The 15,227-nt window shown below is 67.6% G+C and carries 16 protein-coding genes; 8 read left to right on the forward strand and 8 right to left on the reverse strand.

The genetic code is table 11. The features are described 5' to 3' along the window. Window positions 1-66: 66 nt before the first annotated feature. Both G6N61_RS26280 and G6N61_RS26285 read left to right on the forward strand, forming a co-directional pair. The gene (locus G6N61_RS26280; protein ID WP_163923261.1) at window positions 67-819 is read left to right on the forward strand and encodes a GAF and ANTAR domain-containing protein; all 753 of its coding nucleotides are present in this window, start codon (window positions 67-69) and stop codon (window positions 817-819) included. Between the two features lie 466 nt (window positions 820-1,285). Further along, window positions 1,286-2,317, forward strand: coding sequence for an MmpL3/TtfA transport complex stabilizer (locus G6N61_RS26285; protein ID WP_163923264.1), 1,032 nt, complete (start codon window positions 1,286-1,288; stop codon window positions 2,315-2,317). A 19-nt stretch (window positions 2,318-2,336) separates the two neighbouring features. On the opposite strand, the gene G6N61_RS26290 is transcribed toward G6N61_RS26285, so the two are convergent. Continuing rightward, on the reverse strand, window positions 2,337-3,023 hold the full coding sequence (locus G6N61_RS26290) for a response regulator (RefSeq protein WP_179973526.1): 687 nt from the start codon (window positions 3,021-3,023) through the stop codon (window positions 2,337-2,339). 23 nt (window positions 3,024-3,046) lie between these two features. Beyond that, window positions 3,047-4,642 (reverse strand): sensor histidine kinase, encoded by a 1,596-nt coding sequence (locus G6N61_RS26295; RefSeq protein WP_163925122.1) that lies wholly within the window; start codon window positions 4,640-4,642, stop codon window positions 3,047-3,049. A gap of 162 nt (window positions 4,643-4,804) precedes the next feature. On the opposite strand from G6N61_RS26295, the gene G6N61_RS26300 reads away from it, so the two are divergent. After that, window positions 4,805-6,187 (forward strand): cation:dicarboxylate symporter family transporter, encoded by a 1,383-nt coding sequence (locus tag G6N61_RS26300; protein ID WP_163923271.1) that lies wholly within the window; start codon window positions 4,805-4,807, stop codon window positions 6,185-6,187. Between the two features lie 59 nt (window positions 6,188-6,246). Here the strand turns inward: G6N61_RS26300 and G6N61_RS26305 are convergent, their stop codons facing one another. Both G6N61_RS26305 and G6N61_RS26310 read right to left on the reverse strand, forming a co-directional pair. After that, window positions 6,247-6,555, reverse strand: coding sequence for a hypothetical protein (locus tag G6N61_RS26305; RefSeq protein ID WP_163923274.1), 309 nt, complete (start codon window positions 6,553-6,555; stop codon window positions 6,247-6,249). A gap of 80 nt (window positions 6,556-6,635) precedes the next feature. Then, a complete protein-coding gene (locus G6N61_RS26310) occupies window positions 6,636-6,953 on the reverse strand; it encodes a hypothetical protein (protein WP_163923276.1) in 318 nt (105 codons plus the stop codon). Window positions 6,954-7,114: 161 nt separating this feature from the next. Between G6N61_RS26310 and G6N61_RS26315 the strand changes: the two genes are divergently transcribed. Beyond that, complete coding sequence (locus tag G6N61_RS26315; RefSeq protein ID WP_163923279.1) at window positions 7,115-8,746, forward strand: fatty acid--CoA ligase; 1,632 nt, start codon at window positions 7,115-7,117, stop codon at window positions 8,744-8,746. A gap of 13 nt (window positions 8,747-8,759) precedes the next feature. Here the strand turns inward: G6N61_RS26315 and G6N61_RS31165 are convergent, their stop codons facing one another. Further along, on the reverse strand, window positions 8,760-8,882 hold the full coding sequence (locus tag G6N61_RS31165; RefSeq protein WP_264076883.1) for a hypothetical protein: 123 nt from the start codon (window positions 8,880-8,882) through the stop codon (window positions 8,760-8,762). A 70-nt stretch (window positions 8,883-8,952) separates the two neighbouring features. On the opposite strand from G6N61_RS31165, the gene G6N61_RS26320 reads away from it, so the two are divergent. Next, window positions 8,953-9,369 carry a hypothetical protein gene (locus tag G6N61_RS26320; protein WP_163923282.1) on the forward strand — a complete coding sequence of 139 codons (417 nt, stop codon included), beginning with the start codon at window positions 8,953-8,955 and terminating at the stop codon, window positions 9,367-9,369. Beyond that, the gene (locus tag G6N61_RS26325) at window positions 9,366-9,701 is read left to right on the forward strand and encodes a DUF8129 domain-containing protein (RefSeq protein WP_163923285.1); all 336 of its coding nucleotides are present in this window, start codon (window positions 9,366-9,368) and stop codon (window positions 9,699-9,701) included. The genes G6N61_RS26320 and G6N61_RS26325 overlap by 4 nt, the downstream gene beginning before the upstream one ends. Window positions 9,702-9,777: 76 nt before the next feature. On the opposite strand, the gene G6N61_RS26330 is transcribed toward G6N61_RS26325, so the two are convergent. Continuing rightward, window positions 9,778-10,689, reverse strand: a complete 912-nt coding sequence (locus G6N61_RS26330) for a manganese catalase (RefSeq protein WP_163923288.1) — start codon at window positions 10,687-10,689, stop codon at window positions 9,778-9,780. Window positions 10,690-10,902: 213 nt separating this feature from the next. On the opposite strand from G6N61_RS26330, the gene G6N61_RS26335 reads away from it, so the two are divergent. Beyond that, window positions 10,903-11,619: a hemerythrin domain-containing protein gene (locus G6N61_RS26335; RefSeq protein ID WP_163923290.1), complete on the forward strand. Its 717-nt coding sequence runs from the start codon at window positions 10,903-10,905 to the stop codon at window positions 11,617-11,619. Between the two features lie 74 nt (window positions 11,620-11,693). Here the strand turns inward: G6N61_RS26335 and G6N61_RS26340 are convergent, their stop codons facing one another. Further along, entirely contained in the window at window positions 11,694-12,884 is a 1,191-nt protein-coding gene (locus G6N61_RS26340; RefSeq protein ID WP_163923292.1) for a lipid-transfer protein, read from the reverse strand. 138 nt (window positions 12,885-13,022) lie between these two features. On the opposite strand from G6N61_RS26340, the gene G6N61_RS26345 reads away from it, so the two are divergent. Next, window positions 13,023-14,078: an NAD(P)H-dependent amine dehydrogenase family protein gene (locus tag G6N61_RS26345; RefSeq protein ID WP_163923294.1), complete on the forward strand. Its 1,056-nt coding sequence runs from the start codon at window positions 13,023-13,025 to the stop codon at window positions 14,076-14,078. Window positions 14,079-14,165: 87 nt separating this feature from the next. Here the strand turns inward: G6N61_RS26345 and G6N61_RS26350 are convergent, their stop codons facing one another. After that, window positions 14,166-15,209 (reverse strand): zinc-binding dehydrogenase, encoded by a 1,044-nt coding sequence (locus tag G6N61_RS26350; RefSeq protein WP_163923296.1) that lies wholly within the window; start codon window positions 15,207-15,209, stop codon window positions 14,166-14,168. Between the last annotated feature and the right edge of the window lie 18 nt (window positions 15,210-15,227).

The raw sequence follows: 15,227 nt of genomic DNA on the forward strand, positions 1-15,227 counted from the left end.
TTGAATGGCGGGGTGTACACCTTTCCAGCGCCCACCCCGCGACCCGGTGAGGAGCTGCCCCCAGGAGTGACCGCCCCACTCGATCGTCAACTGGCGGACGGCTCGGTCGAAGGGGTGGCTCGCGGGCTCGCCGGCCTCGACGAGGTGGCCTGGAACAGCCTCGACCAGTTGAGCCGCGCGCTGCGCGTGGAAGAGGGCAACCTGGAGGCGACGCTGGCGGCCATCCTGGTCGCGGCCGTCGACCTGATCGATGGCGCCAACGCCGCGGGCCTCAATCTGCTCGTCAAGAAGAAGTTCGTGCCGCAGGTGGTATTCGGCGCGGCGCCCCCGGTGCTCGACGAGTTGCAGCAGCGCACCGAGCGCGGACCCTGCATCGACGCCTCGCGCGAACAGCGCACCGTCGACCTAGCCGACACCCGAACCGACTCGCGTTGGCAAGAATTCACTGACACGGCAGTCGAACTGGGCGTCCTGTCCATGCTGTGCGTGCCCCTGTGGGTCGACGAACGCAAGCTCGGGTCGCTGAGCCTCTACTCGTCGGAGCCCCACGCCTTCGACCAGACTGCGGCCCGGCTCGCGAACCTGTACGCCACCCACGCCGCGCTCGCCCTCGCCGATGCCCAACGCGTCGACCAGCTGCACCGCGTGGTGACCAATCGCGACCTCATCGGTCAGGCCAAGGGCATTCTCATGGCCACCCAGCGCATCACCGCCGACGACGCCTTCGCGTTGCTCACCAACGCCTCGCAACGGCTCAACAGGAAGCTGGTCGACATCGCCGAGGTGGTCGCCACCACCGGCGCGCTGCCCACCCGGTAGTCGAGCCGGGGGCAATGAACGCGGCGTGAACCGGCGATGTCGAGCTAATTCGGACGCGTGCGGTACCGAAGCTCACGCACACCGTCAGTCACTCGCGTAAGCCGCGCAGCACGCGGCATTCGATTAGCTGTCGTGTCGCGCTGTGATTTACTTCTCAATTTCTCCGGCGAATACTAAGAAACGTTTTCGCGAGGCCGCGTTCGAGGCTCGCCGAAGGCGTTGCCAGAACGTGAAATATGCTGCTGCAGGCTGTGAAACGAGTTGCCGACGCAACATAACATTCGGATAACGAAGAGTTTCCTAAGCATGTACTGAGAGCTTCGGCGAGCGGGTACGCGACCCTTGGTCGACGACGAATGGAGCGTCACTCCTCGTCGCTACACTCGATGTCGACCGCGTCTTTCCAATGACGCTGACCAATCGAAATCTAGGCCGGCGCATGCCATGCCGGCGGAGGTGCCAAACAGTGGCTAACGGCTTCGTGCGCTCGAACAGCGCGACCGTCGACAGTGCGACCCCGACTGCGACAGCGACCCGGCAGGGCACCGCGTCCATCGGACACGGTCCGATCGCAGACATTGCCGTCGACGGCCGGACCGTCGCCGTCACGAACTACGGCGATCACTCGCTCGCGGTACTCGACGCCAACGACCTCACCGTCAAGGGCGGAATCAGCGCCCGCGAACCGTTCGCACTCGCCGTCGCAGGCGACAAGGCCTACGTCGGCGTGGCGTCGGTGGCCTACGACGCCGTCGCCGTGATCGACACCCGCACCGGCGCGGTCAGCGCCTCCTACCCGCTGTCCTACAGCGTCACCGCGATGACCACGAGCCCCGACGGCAAGCGCATCTTCGCTGGTCGCGCCGCCGACGGTGGCGTGGACGTCGCGGTGATCGACGTCGTCGCGCAGCGCGTGGGCACCATCTACCTGGCCAAGGGCGACGACGTCGTGATCGACGCCATGCAGGTCGACCCCTCCGGACGCCGCCTGTACGTCGCCACGTCGGATTCCCGCGGTAGCCGCCTGGTGATCGTCGACCTGGAGAACGCCAGGGCCCGACGGACGCTCGAGATTGGCGCACCCATCCGCGGGCTGGCGATCGGGCTGGACAACACCGCTTACGTCCTCACCTCCGACATCGAGGACCGCGGCGTCGTGCACGTCGTCGACCTCGTCGCGGGCCGCATCATGGTGAGCGCCGAGATCGCCACGGCGCCAACACAACTCGCGCTGTCGGTCGACGGCACGCGCGCCTACGTCGTCGACTACGACCGCGTGGTCGTGCTGAGCACCGCCAACCTCGACGTCATCGACACCATCACGGTGGACGCCAGGCCGTCGTGCCTCGCGGTGAGCACCGACCGCGTGTACGTCGCGGACTACGCCGGCGGCGTGACCGCGTTCGCCGTCCCCGCACCGTCCCCGATGCTGTACGCGCCGTCCATGGTCGCCAACCCGGCCGCGCGGCCGCAGGTTCGCGAGCTGGCTCCCGCCTGAAACGGCAGGGGCGCGTGAGTCAGCGCCACTGGTAGCGGGTCTTCGGCCTGCCCTTGCCGTAGTCGGTGTGCCGGATCACGGTGCCCTCGTCGGCCAGTCGCTCCAGGTAGCGCCACGCGGTCACCCGCGACACACCCACGCGCCCGGCCACCTCGTCCGCGGTGAGGCCGTGGGCGTGATCGCGCACCGTGCGCGCGATCTCGTCGTTGGTCTGCGGCGCGGCACCCTTGGGTGTGGCGGACTTCTCATTGCCGGTGCGCAATTCGGCGAGAGCGCGGTCGACCTCTGCCTGGCTTGCGGCATCCACTCCGGCCGGCAGTGCCACGCGGTAGCGACGGTAGCGCTCCAGACGGTCGCGGAACGCGGCGAACGTGAACGGTTTCAGCAGGTACGCCAGCGCGCCGTGCGCCACGGCCGCGCGCACCATCTCGAGGTCGCGCTCGGACGTGATCGCGATGATGTCGGGCGCCGGGCGCAACCCCGCGAGGGCGGAGGCAAGGCTGATACCGCTCGCGTCGGGCAGTCCGAGGTCGAGCAGTACCAGGTCGATGGGGGTGTCGCCGGCCGACGCCTCCGCCGCCGCCTGCATCGCGTCACGCGCGGTGTGTACCACCGCGGTCGCCGAAAAGCCCTCCACCCGTTCTAGATACGTTCTGTGCGCCTCCGCGATCAGGTGGTCGTCCTCGACGATCAGAACCGAAATCACCCGGACTCCTTCGGTGCGCGACGTCATGACGTGACCACTGGCACCGTCACGGTCACCACTGAACCGTAGGTGACGTCCGCGGTCAGGGTGCCGCCGTGACGTTTCACCACCTGCGCCACCAGCGCCAGACCCAGGCCGTGGTGGTTGACGTCGGACTTCGTGGAGTAGCCGCGCTGCATTGCCCGCTCGAAGGCGTCGGCGTCCATGCCCGCGCCGCTGTCGGCGACCCGGATCACCAGTTCGTCGTCGTCCGAAGTGACGGTGACCTCCACCCACGGATCGTCGCGATCACATGCGTCCATGGCGTTGTCGACGAGATTGCCGAGTACGGTGACGATCTCCTGCGCCGAGAGCGGCAGGTGCGCCGTGGCGGCCGACGTCGTCGGCAAGTGGGTGTCCTCGGTGACGGTCAGCGCGATGCCGCGCTCGTCGGCCTGGGCGGTCTTGCCCAGCAGCAGGGCCACCAGCGCAGGCTCACCCACGTCGGCGGAGAGTCGGTCGACCAGGCGTTGCGAGAGGGCGAGTTCCTCGGTCGCAAACGTGACGGCATCCTCGGGTCTGCCCATCTCCACCATCGTGATCACGGCGTGCAATTTGTTGGCGGCCTCGTGGGCTTGGGCCCGCAGGGAGTCGGTGAGCACCTGCAGTGAACTCAATTCGCCCAGGGCGCCCTGCAATTCGGTTCGGTCGCGGATCGTGACCACCTCCGACCGCTTCGAGGTGGGACGGTCGTCGGACCGGTCGGCGTCGGAGCCGCGCACCGTGGACCGGTTCACGACCAGGACGCGGTCGTCGGTCACGTGCACCTCGTCGCGGACGCCCGGATCGTGGTCGTGGAGGAATGCGGGCAGGTCCGATGGCGAGATGGTGCCGGGCGGTAGCCCCAGCAGTCGCCGCGCCTCGTCGTTCACGATCGCGACCCTGTCGCCGTCGAGGACCACCAGGCCCTCGGACACCGAGTGAAGGATCGCGTCGTGGTGCTCGTACATCACCCTCAGCTCGTCGGGTGCGAGGCCGTGGGTCTGCCGCAGCAGGCGGCGGCGAATGGCCCACACGCCCAGAAGCGAGACCGCAAGCGCGCCAAGGCCGACGACGACGATCGCGGGAATCTGCTCACGCCAGCGCTGCGCCAACGTCTGCTGCGTGATGCCCGCCGACACGAGACCCACCACGTCGCCGTCCGGGTCGAGCACCGGTACCACCGCGCGGATCGACGGTCCCAGCGTGCCGGTGTACACCTCGGTGAATGTCTCGCCCCGCAGCGCGGGGGCGATCGTGCCGAGGTACTTGCCGCCGATCTGGCGCGGATCGGTGTGGGTGAAGCGGATGGCATCGGGCGACATGATCGTGATGAACGCGATGTCGGTGTTCGTCCGCACCGCCTCGGTGACCGGTTGCAGTATCTCGGTGGCGCGTCCCGACTGGATCGCCGACGCAGTGGACGGCGCATCGGCCAGGGCGGTCGCGATGCTCACCACCTGCTGTCGCGCTGCCTCGTCGCCATCCTGGCGGGCGTCCACGAGCGCGAGCGCGCTGCCGATCATCACGATCACCGCGATCACGATCACCTGCAGGGCGATCGCCTGACCGGCCAGCGACCGGGGCCACGAGCGGCTCACCAGCCCGCGCCACGACCTGCCCACCAACACCTCCGCCTCATCACGATCAAACGTCACCGCGGCATCTTGCTCAGAACTAAATGAACTAAAGCGTGACCTGGGTCACGCCGAGTAACACCATCATCTCAGAACACCCCACCCGCTCCAGCCGAAGGAGAACCCATGGCCACCCCGCTAGATGCGACGGCGCCGCCGGAACCACCCAAGAAGCGTGACCGTACGCACTGGCTCTACATCGCCGTCATCGTCGCCGTCGTCGCGGGTGTGATCGTCGGACTGGTGGCACCCGACGTCGGCAAGAGCGTCGGAGTACTCGGCACGATGTTCGTGGCACTGATCAAGATGATGATCGCGCCGATCATCTTCTGCACGATCGTGCTCGGCATCGGCTCGGTCCGCAAGGCAGCCACCGTCGGCAAGGTCGGTGGTCTCGCCTTCCTGTACTTCCTGCTGATGTCGACCTTCGCCCTGGCCATCGGCCTCGTCGTCGGCAACATCATGCACCCGGGAAGCGGTCTCCAGCTGACGGAGAGCGCCTCGGGCAAGGGCGCCGAACTCGCCGAGACGGCACACGAAGCAGGTGGCCTGCTCGACTTCGTCCAGGGCATCATTCCCGAGACGCTGTTCTCGGCACTGACGGCCGGCAGCGTCCTGCAGGCACTCTTCGTCGCACTGCTCGTCGGTTTCGCGCTGCAGGGGATGGGCGCCGCGGGGGAGCCTGCACTGCGGGCCATCGCCTCGCTGCAGAAGCTGGTGTTCAAGATCCTCGTGATGATCCTGTGGCTGGCCCCGATCGGCGCCTTCGGCGCCATCGCCAACGTCGTCGGCCAGACCGGCTGGTCTGCCGTCACGCAGCTGCTCGGCCTGATGCTCGGGTTCTACATCACCTGCGCCGTCTTCGTGTTCGGCGTGCTCGGCATCCTCCTGCGGGTGGCCGCCGGTGTGTCGATCTTCAAGCTGGTCCGCTACCTGGCACGGGAGTACCTGCTCATCGTGTCGACGTCCTCCTCCGAGTCGGCACTGCCCCGGCTGATCGCCAAGATGGAGCACCTGGGCGTCGAACGCACCACCGTCGGCGTCGTCGTGCCCACCGGGTACTCGTTCAACCTCGACGGCACGGCCATCTACCTGACCATGGCCTCGCTGTTCATCGCCGGAGCGATGGGCGACCCGCTCACCGTGAGCGAGCAGATCGGCTTGCTGGTGTTCATGATCGTCGCGTCCAAGGGCGCGGCCGGTGTCACCGGTGCCGGTCTTGCCACGCTGGCGGGCGGCCTGCAGGCCCACCGCCCCGACCTTCTCGACGGCGTCGGACTCATCGTGGGCATCGACCGGTTCATGTCCGAGGCTCGCGCCGTGACCAACTTCTCGGGCAACGCGGTGGCCACCGTTCTGATCGGGACCTGGACCAACACCATCGACAAGGAGCGGGTCGACGAGGTGCTGCGCGGCGACGATCCGTTCAACGAGTTGACGATGGTCGACGACGACCACGGCACCCGCGACGAGGAGACCCCGAAGGACAGGGTGCCCGCGCCGGCCTAACCGAAGGACGACGAAGGGCCCGGCCGCAATGGCCGGGCCCATCTTCGTGTCGGTTCGGACTAGCAGACCAGGGAGACCGAGACCGTCTGACTGGTGATCTGCGGAACGAGGATGCGATTGTCGCCGTTGAACCCGGGCCCGATGTAGGGCACCAGCTGTGAGACCGACTGCGGGTTGCGCACACTCGTCACGGTGCACGAGTCGATCGGACCGCTGCCGACCTTGTCGATGTTGACGGTGTAGCCCTCGGATTGCAGCCGCGCGATGACCTCGCTGGCCGACTCCTCCTCGGCCACGGCGACGCCCGCCGGGATCACGGCGGCAGCGGCGATGCCCATGGCCGCTGCGAGCGTTCTCTTCGTCCTCATGACCGTGCCTTCCGTTGGGTACTCCACATCATCCACCTGTTTCATCGCGTTGGGAACGCTGACCATTCCCTCAGGCGGCGCTAGGAGCAGTTCAGCGAGACCGAGATGGACTTGCTCTTGATGACCGGGACCAGTTCCCAGTCGATGCTGCCGTCTTCGTTGCGGCCGTCGTGCACGCGGATGTACTCGGTGACGGTCTGCGGGTTGCGGACGCCGGTGACGACGCAGTCGTCGATGCGGCCGCTGCCGACCCGGTCGACGTTGACGGTGTAGCCGGAGTCCTGCAGCCGGGAGATGGTCTGCTGAGCAGTCTCCTCCGCGTTCGCGACGGCGGCTGGACCCAGTAGCACCGCGGCGACTGCCGAGGCGAGTGTGGCGAGGATGATCGATGGACGCACGCTGCGCCCCCTTCTGCACTCAAGCGTTGATTGATTCACCTAGTTCATCGCCGCGAGCTGCGATTTCGTTCCAATTACGGCTGTCTCGAACATCACCATCACCACGGGAACCAGCGCTACCATCGGGCCCACCGGCGTGCGAACCGACAGGGGCGATCGACATGCGCAGCACGATGCAGGACTTCCCACTCACCGTCACCACGATCCTGCGCTACGCCGTCGAGCGGAACGGTCATCGCACGGTCACCACCGCGCTCGGCGATGGGCGATACCGCACCAGCACCTACCGCGAACTCGGCGATCGGGTGGGCAGGCTCGCCAACGCACTGCGCGGCCTCGGCGTCACCGGCGACCAGCGCGTGGCGACGTTCATGTGGAACAACGCCGAACACCTCGCGGTGTACCTGGCCGCGCCCGCCATGGGAGCGGTCCTGCACACGCTGAACATTCGGCTGTCGGCCGACCAGATCGCGTTCATCGCCAACGAAGCGCAAGACTCGGTGATCGTCGCCGACCTGTCACTGACCGCCCAGCTCGCTCCCGTACTGCCGATGCTGGAGACCGTGCACACCGTGATCGCGGTCGGGGAGGGGGACCTCGAGCCCTGGACCGCCTCCGGCCTCGCCGTGCTGCGGTACGACGACCTGCTGGCGGGGCAATCACCGGAGTTCGACTGGCCCGACATCGTCGAGACCGACGCCGCCGCGATGTGCTACACCAGCGGTACCACCGGCAACCCGAAAGGCGTTGTCTACAGCCACCGTTCGAGCTACCTGCACTCGACGATGGTGTGCAGTGCCAACGGGATGGGACTCGGCTACGACGATCGTGCGCTGCCCATCGTGCCGATGTTCCACGCCAACGCCTGGGGGCTGCCGTACGCCGCGCTGATGGCGGGGGCGGACCTGGTGCTGCCGGACCGCTTCATGGACGCCGCCTCGCTGATCGACCTGATCTCCTCGCAGCGTCCCACGGTGTCGTGTGCGGTGCCGACCATCTGGAACGACGTCATCCACTGCCTGGCCAAGAACCCGGGCCGGGACATCTCGTCGCTTCGTCTGGTCACCTGCGGCGGTTCGGCGGTCCCGCTGTCGATGATGCAGACCTTCGAACGCGAGCACGGCGTCAAGATCATTCAGGGCTGGGGGATGACGGAGACGTCGCCGCTGGCCACCCTCGCCAGGCCGCCGGCGTCGACCTCGGGAGACGAGCACTGGGCGCTGCGCGGCACCCAGGGCAAGATCGTGTGCGGAGTCGAGGCGCGCATCGTCGACGAGGACGGCGACCCAATCCCCAGTGACGGCAAGGCCGTCGGCGAGATCGAGGTGCGCGGCCCATGGATCACCGCGAGTTACTACCGCGGCCACGACGAGTCGAAGTTCGACCACGGCTGGCTGCGCACCGGTGACGTCGGCCGCATCGACCCGTCCGGCTTCGTCACCCTGACCGACCGCGCCAAGGACGTGATCAAGTCCGGTGGCGAGTGGATCTCGTCGGTGGAACTGGAGAACCACCTCATCGCCCACCCGGCAGTACTCGAGGCGGCCGTCGTGGCCGTGCCCGACGACCGGTGGCAGGAACGCCCACTGGCAGCAGTCGTGCTGGAGGAGGGCGCCACCGCCACGCCCGAGGAGTTGCGCGAGTACCTCGCGGACAAGGTGGTCCGGTGGTGGCTACCCGAGCGGTGGACCTATGTCGACGGCGTGCCGCGAACCAGCGTCGGCAAGTACGACAAGAAGACCATTCGGGCGCGGTACGCCGACGGCGCCTACGAGGTGGTGACGCTCGACTGACGGCCGAGCGGCGTCACTCGTTGTCGTCGTCGCCGCCCTCGGCCTGATTGGGCTGGTCGGCGCCCGAGCGCATCATGTCGGGATCGGCGTCCGGATCGCCGTCGTTGCCGTTACCCACGGAGTCTGGTCTGGTCATGCACACAGACGTACCCACCGGGAGCGACGGCAATCCGTTTAGTCGCGCGCCAGATGGATACGTGTGCTTGATGAGCACCGACGACCTCGACGACACCTCCGCCAACGACTTGGGCGGCGCCGACGACATGCTGAGCCCCATGGAGGGCACCGACTCCGACGAAGTGCACAACGCCGACGGCGACGAGGTGGTGGATCCACCCGACGATTGGAGCGGTGTGGACAAGTTCGGGATGTCCTCCGAAGAGGAGCGCGAAGGGGAGTCACTCGACCAACGCCTCGCCGAGGAGGTGCCCGACGTGACCCCCGACGACATCAACCTGAGCCTGGCCGACGGCGAGGCCGGCGTCGGCGAGGTGATGGAGGGTTCCGACGTGGCGCCCGGTGAACCGGGCGTGCACCACGGACAGGTGGGCGGCGCCCCCGAGGACGGCGACTCGCTGTACACGGTCGTCGAAGACGTGACGAGAAAGGCCGATCAACCATGAGCAAGCACGAAGACCTGCCCCTGCCCGACTACGACGAGATGTCGCTGGGTGACCTGCGCAGCCGCATCCGTGCGCTGGACGCGGCCGAGTTGGACGCCGTGATGACCTACGAAGCCGGCCATGCCGCGCGCGTGCCCGTCCTCGAAGTGCTGGAGGCGCGGTCGCGCGAACTCGCCGACGGCGCCCAGCCGTCGGGCGGGGACCCGAGCAATGCCCCGTCCGTCGAGCACGGCTCGGGCGGCTCGAGGGTCTCGGAATCGACTGCTGCGCAAGCGAACACACCGCTACGGCATGGCGTCGCGGAGCAGACGCCCAACCGCGGTCTGCCGTGACCGTCCCCATCTGAACGACGGTGCCGGTTCATCCCTCGTGGATGAACCGGCACCGTCGTCTAGAGGCCGTCGCAGACTACGTCTTGTCGGGGTCGACGGCGTCCTTGAGCTTGCCCATCAGGCCCTTCTCCGTTCCCATCGCCGGGGTGCGCGGCTCGCCGAGCGACCCGTCGTAGGTGACGTAGAGCTTCGGGTCCGGCGGCGGGCCCGACTGCATGTCACCGAGCGGCTGCGGGTCGGCCAGGAACTTGCCGGTGTGGCGGCCGTCGGGCAGCGGCGCGTTCACCCAGCGGCCCTTGTCCGAGTCCGGACCGTCGGAGAGGTGCCACAGCGTCTCGGCGTGCTCCTCGTACTCCTCGTCGAACAGGTCGTTGGGCGCGATGACGCCCTCGAGGCCGTCGGCCTGCAGTTCCTCGATCGCCGCGAGCCACATGTTCTGGTGGTAAGTGTCGCGGGCGAGGTTGAACTTCAGCATCGCCTTGACGCCCGGGTCGTCGGTCATGTGCCACAGCCGCGCGGTCTGCACCCTGCCCTGTGCCTCGGCGGTCACGTTGGCGTGGAAGTCGGCGAGCAGGTTGCCCGATGCAGTGACGTACCTGCCATTCCACGGCACGCCCTGGCTGTCCGACAGCGTCGGCGCGCCGCCCGCGATGATCGCGTGCTGCGGATCCATGCCGCCCATGACGGCTGCGACGACGGGATCGCCGAGGGCATTCTTCGTGGAATCCGTTGCGGGAGTGCTCTCCAACAGTCGGGCGATCATGGTGGCGATCATCTCGACGTGACCGATCTCCTCGGTCGCGATGTCCATGATGAGGTCCTTGTACTTGCCCTTGATGCGACAGTTCCAGCCCTGCATCAGGTATTGCATCGTCACGGTCATCTCGCCGTAGGCGCCGCCGAGCAGCTCCTGCAGCTTCTGGGCGTACACGGGGTCCGGCTTCTCCGGCTTCACGTCGAACTGCATGTAATCGGTATGTCTGAACATCAACTACTCCAATCGAAAGCTCGGGTAACGGCTTCCACGCACTACCCGAGCGGGTGTCGGAAAAACACCTGCGGCCGAAAAGTCGTTGTCCTGAACATCTTTTCGCTTCTTGGATAGTCGGTCGTCGTCAGGCGGCGTTTGTGCCCGCGAGCCGCGGGCACGCTCTGCGTCGCCCCTCGGGCACGGACCTGCGACCCTGAAGGACGGTCGGCGATGGAGTCGTTGAGCAATCAGACCGAGCAGCAACTCGGCGGACCGATGAGCGTGCTGGTGCGCCAGAAACGCGACCACGTCGAGCTGGACAGGCTGCTCCACGCCATCGACGCGGCGTCGGGCAGCGAACGTCAGGAACTGCTGAATGAGTTGTGCCGCACGGTGTTCCCGCACGCCTTCGCCGAGGAGTCGGTGCTGTGGCCTGCGCTGCGCCGCATGGTGCCCGACGGCGAAGCGCTGACGTTGGAGATCGAACGCGAGCACCAGGAGATCAACGAGCTGTTCACCGATCTCGAGCAAACCGATCCCGACTCAGACGAACACGAAGGACTGTGGCAGCGCATCGTGACGCTGCTGCGCGAGGACGTCCGCGACGAGGAGGACGAGCTGTTCCCTCGGCTGCAGGCCGTCGCATCGCCGCGCACCCTGGTCGGTCTCGGGCTCGCGTGGGAGGCGGTCCGCCGTACGGCCCCGACGCGTCCGCATCCCGTCGTGGCCCGGCGCCCTCCCGGCAACGCGGTCGCCGCACTGCCGCTGACCGTCATCGATCGCAGCCGCGACCGTCTCGACAAGCTTGCTCGCGGTGGTTCCCGCGTCGCAGGGACGAGCCGGCGGGCAAGCGGCATGCTCGCCCGCGCGGCTGGCGTCATCGAGCACGTACCGCCGATGACCCGCGGCGAGGACCCCAGCACCTCGACGGCGAACCGGCACCCCTAGCCCGCCGAACGTAGGTTACCGCCACGCCTTTCGCGAAACGGCGTGGCGGTAACCGACATTCGGCGGGTCGCCGCCTAGCGGTCGGCGCGCTGGTAGGCGGTCACGACGGCCGCGCCGCCGAGGCCGATGTTGTGCTGCAGCGCGGCCGTGACGCCGTCGACCTGACGCTTGTCGGCGGTACCGCGGAGCTGCCACGTCAACTCCGCGCACTGGGCGAGGCCGGTCGCGCCCAGCGGGTGGCCCTTGGAGATCAGCCCGCCCGACGGGTTGACCACCCAGCGCCCGCCGTAGGTCGTCTGGTCGTCGTCGATGAGCTTCGGTGCCTCGCCCTCGGCGCACAGTCCGAGCGCCTCGTACAGCAGGAGTTCGTTGGCCGAGAAGCAGTCGTGCAGCTCGATCACCTGGAAGTCCTCGGGACCGAGACCGGACTGCTCGTACACCTGCCGCGCGGCCTGGACGTTCATGTCGTAGCCGATGACGTTGGCCGCGCTGCCGTCGAAGGTGCTCGCGAAGTCCGTCGTCATCGCCTGACCGACGATCTCGACGGCGCGGTCGGCGAGTCCGTGCTTGGCGACGTACTCCTCGCTGACCACGATCGCTGCACCGGACCCGTCCGACGTCGGCGAGCACTGGAGCTTGGTCAGTGGATCGGAGATCATCCGTGCGCCCAGGATGTCGTCGAGGCTGTATTCCTCCTGGAACTGCGCGTAAGGATTGTTGACCGAGTGCTTGTGGTTCTTGTAGCCGATCTTCGCGAAGTGCTCGGCGGTGGTGCCGTACTTCTTCATGTGCTCGCGCCCGGCCGCGCCGAACATCCACGGCGCCACGGGGAATGCGAACTCGTCGATCTCGGCGAGCGCCTTGACGTGGCGGCCCAGCGGTGACTCGCGGTCGTCGGCACCGCCACCGAGGGAGCCGGGCTGCATCTTCTCGAAGCCCAGGGCCATGACGCAGTCGGCGAGGCCGCCGCGGATGGCCTGTGCGGCGAGGTAGAGCGCCGTCGACCCGGTGGAGCAGTTGTTGTTCACGTTGACGATCGGGATGCCCGTCATGCCGAGTTCGTAGAGCGCCCGCTGCCCCGACGTCGAGTCGCCCGAGCAGTAGCCGACGTAGCCCTGCTCGACCTCGTCGTACGAGATGCCCGCGTCCTCGAGCGCCTTCGTGCCCGACTCCCTGGCCATGTCCGGGTAGTCCCACCCCTCGCGGCGGCCTGGCTTCTCGAACTTGGTCATCCCGACCCCGACGACGAACACTTTGTTGGGCATGTGGGCACTCCTTCTCGTCCGCGAGCGTGCGTGTTCGTACGCCCAATATCGGCGTGTTGCGTACAGACACGCACGCTCGCGCCAGAATCATCTGAGTAGAACGCGTTCTAGTTTTCTGGTCAAGGGTCGAGGAGTCCGATGACGTATTCAGTGGTGCAGTGGGCGACCGGTGGTGTGGGGGTTGCGGCGATCAAGGGCGTGCTCGAGCACCCCAATCTCGAACTCGTCGGATGCTGGGTGCACTCGGAGGGCAAGAGCGGCAAGGACGTCGGTGAGCTGGTCGGCGTGGAACCGCTCGGCGTCACCGCTACGAACAGCGTCGACGAGATCCTCGCACTCGACGCCGACGCGGTCATCTACTCGCCGCTGATGCCAAACCCCGACGAGGTCGCCGCCCTGCTGCGCTCCGGCAAGAACGTCGTCACCCCGGTCGGGTGGTTCTACCCCGGCGAGAAGGAGGGCGCCCCACTGCGGGCCGCGGCGCTCGAGGGCAACGTCACGCTGCACGGCACCGGCATCGCCCCCGGCGGCATCAGCGACAAATTCCCGCTGATGATGTCGATCATGTCGACCGGCGTGACATTCGTTCGCGCCGAGGAGTTCTCGGACCTGCGGACCTACGACGCACCGGACGTGCTGCGGTACGTGATGGGTTTCGGCGACACTCCGGAGAAAGCGCTCACCGGGCCGATGCAGAAGCTGCTCGACGGCGGCTTCATCCAGTCGGTCAAGATGATCGTCGACGAGATGGGCTTCGCGGCGGACCCGAAGATCCGCGCCAACCAGGAGATCGCGGTCGCGACCGCGCCGATCGACTCGCCGACGGGCGCGATCGAACCGGGGCAGGTCGCGGCCCGCAAATTCCACTGGGAGGCCCTCGTCGGCGACGACGTGGTGGTGCGCGTGACGGTCAACTGGTTCATGGGCCAGGAGAACCTCGATCCGGCGTGGACGTTCGGCCCCGCGGGCGAGCGTTACGAGATGGAGGCGAAGGGCAACCCCGACTTCACGGTCGTCGTCAAGGGCTTCCAGCCCGAGAGCGTCGCGGCCGGCCTGGAGTCGAACAACGGCATCGTCGCGACCGCCGCGCACTGCGTGAACTCCGTGCCCGCCGTCTGCGCCGCGGCCCCGGGCATCGCGACCTACCTCGACCTCCCGCTCATCAGCGGCAAGGCTGCGCCCCGGTTGCGCTAGCTCCTCCGCCGAACTGGAGAGTCACGTCGCGATTCGCCCTGTGGGAACGACGTGACTCTCCAGTTCGGCGGGAAATGGGGGGACGGGTCAGGGCTGCACGAGGATGCGGATCGGGTCGCCCTCGGCCTTGTCGAGCATCTCGATGCCGCGGGCGACGTCCTCGAGTGGCACCACGTCGCTGATCGAGCGGGACAGGTCGAGACGACCACGCGAGACCAACGTGGCCAGCGTGCCGATGTCGGCATTCTGATAACCCAGGTGGCCCAACACCTTTCGCTGGAAGAGGTTGAAGATCGACGTCGGCCCGATGTCCGGGGTGTCGGCACTCATCCCGATGCCGACCATGCGGCCACCGACGGTGAGGCTGTTGAGCGACTGTTCGAAGGTGGACTTGATCCCTACCGCGTCGAAGGCGACGTCGAGGTTGCGCCCACCGGTCGCCTCGGCGATCTTGGCGGCCAGGTTCTCGTCGCGCGCATCGAAGGCGTAGTCGGCGCCGACGGTAAGCGCCCGGTCGAGGATGGCCGGTTTGACGTCGACCGCGATGATCGGCGCGGCGCCCACCAGGCGGGCCAGCTGGACGACGTGCGTGCCTAGGCCACCGACGCCCCACACGCCGACCGATTCGCCGATGCCGACCCCGGCCGTGTGCACGACGGCGCCGAACGGCGTCGAGACGGCATCGGCCAGGATGGCGGCCTGCTCCATCGGCACGTTGTCGGGGATCCTCGTCAGGCCGAATGCCTGGGCGACGGTGTACTCCGCCCACCCGCCGTCGTAGGCGAAGGCCATGAGCCGGATGGCCAGGCAGTTGGCCATGTCGCCGCGCATGCAGTTCGGACACGTCATGCACGGCTTGCCGGCAGCGACGACGACGCGGTCGCCCTCCGCCCAGCCGGTAACGCCCGGTCCGAGCGCCGCGACGGTGCCCGACGCCTCGTGCCCCTGCGTGACGACGGGGAGCTGCGACGGGAACGTGCCGTTGATCAGGCTGAGGTCGGAGTGGCAGATCCCGCAGAAGGCGATCTTGACCAAGACCTCGCCGGGCCCTGGCTCGGGAATGGGAACGTCCTCCACCGCAATGGTTTTCGAATCGGCGTAGAACCGTTGGGCTCGCATCGTGTCAGCCATGTCGCTCCGTTCGTCGCG

This window comes from Mycolicibacterium arabiense, from assembly GCF_010731815.2.
Lineage (GTDB): Bacteria > Actinomycetota > Actinomycetes > Mycobacteriales > Mycobacteriaceae > Mycobacterium > Mycobacterium arabiense.

What these genes read in the sequence shown, in the direction of transcription:
- G6N61_RS26320 (WP_163923282.1), top strand. Translation starts at nt 8,953, where the DNA reads ATGAGCACCGACGACCTCGACGACACCTCCGCCAACGACTTGGGCGGC.
- G6N61_RS26305 (WP_163923274.1), bottom strand. Translation starts at nt 6,555, where the DNA reads ATGAGGACGAAGAGAACGCTCGCAGCGGCCATGGGCATCGCCGCTGCC.
- G6N61_RS26345 (WP_163923294.1), top strand. Translation starts at nt 13,023, where the DNA reads ATGACGTATTCAGTGGTGCAGTGGGCGACCGGTGGTGTGGGGGTTGCG.
- G6N61_RS26335 (WP_163923290.1), top strand. Translation starts at nt 10,903, where the DNA reads ATGGAGTCGTTGAGCAATCAGACCGAGCAGCAACTCGGCGGACCGATG.
- G6N61_RS26315 (WP_163923279.1), top strand. Translation starts at nt 7,115, where the DNA reads ATGCGCAGCACGATGCAGGACTTCCCACTCACCGTCACCACGATCCTG.
- G6N61_RS26340 (WP_163923292.1), bottom strand. Translation starts at nt 12,884, where the DNA reads ATGCCCAACAAAGTGTTCGTCGTCGGGGTCGGGATGACCAAGTTCGAG.
- G6N61_RS31165 (WP_264076883.1), bottom strand. Translation starts at nt 8,882, where the DNA reads ATGACCAGACCAGACTCCGTGGGTAACGGCAACGACGGCGATCCGGAC.
- G6N61_RS26330 (WP_163923288.1), bottom strand. Translation starts at nt 10,689, where the DNA reads ATGTTCAGACATACCGATTACATGCAGTTCGACGTGAAGCCGGAGAAG.
- G6N61_RS26300 (WP_163923271.1), top strand. Translation starts at nt 4,805, where the DNA reads ATGGCCACCCCGCTAGATGCGACGGCGCCGCCGGAACCACCCAAGAAG.
- G6N61_RS26325 (WP_163923285.1), top strand. Translation starts at nt 9,366, where the DNA reads ATGAGCAAGCACGAAGACCTGCCCCTGCCCGACTACGACGAGATGTCG.
- G6N61_RS26350 (WP_163923296.1), bottom strand. Translation starts at nt 15,209, where the DNA reads ATGGCTGACACGATGCGAGCCCAACGGTTCTACGCCGATTCGAAAACC.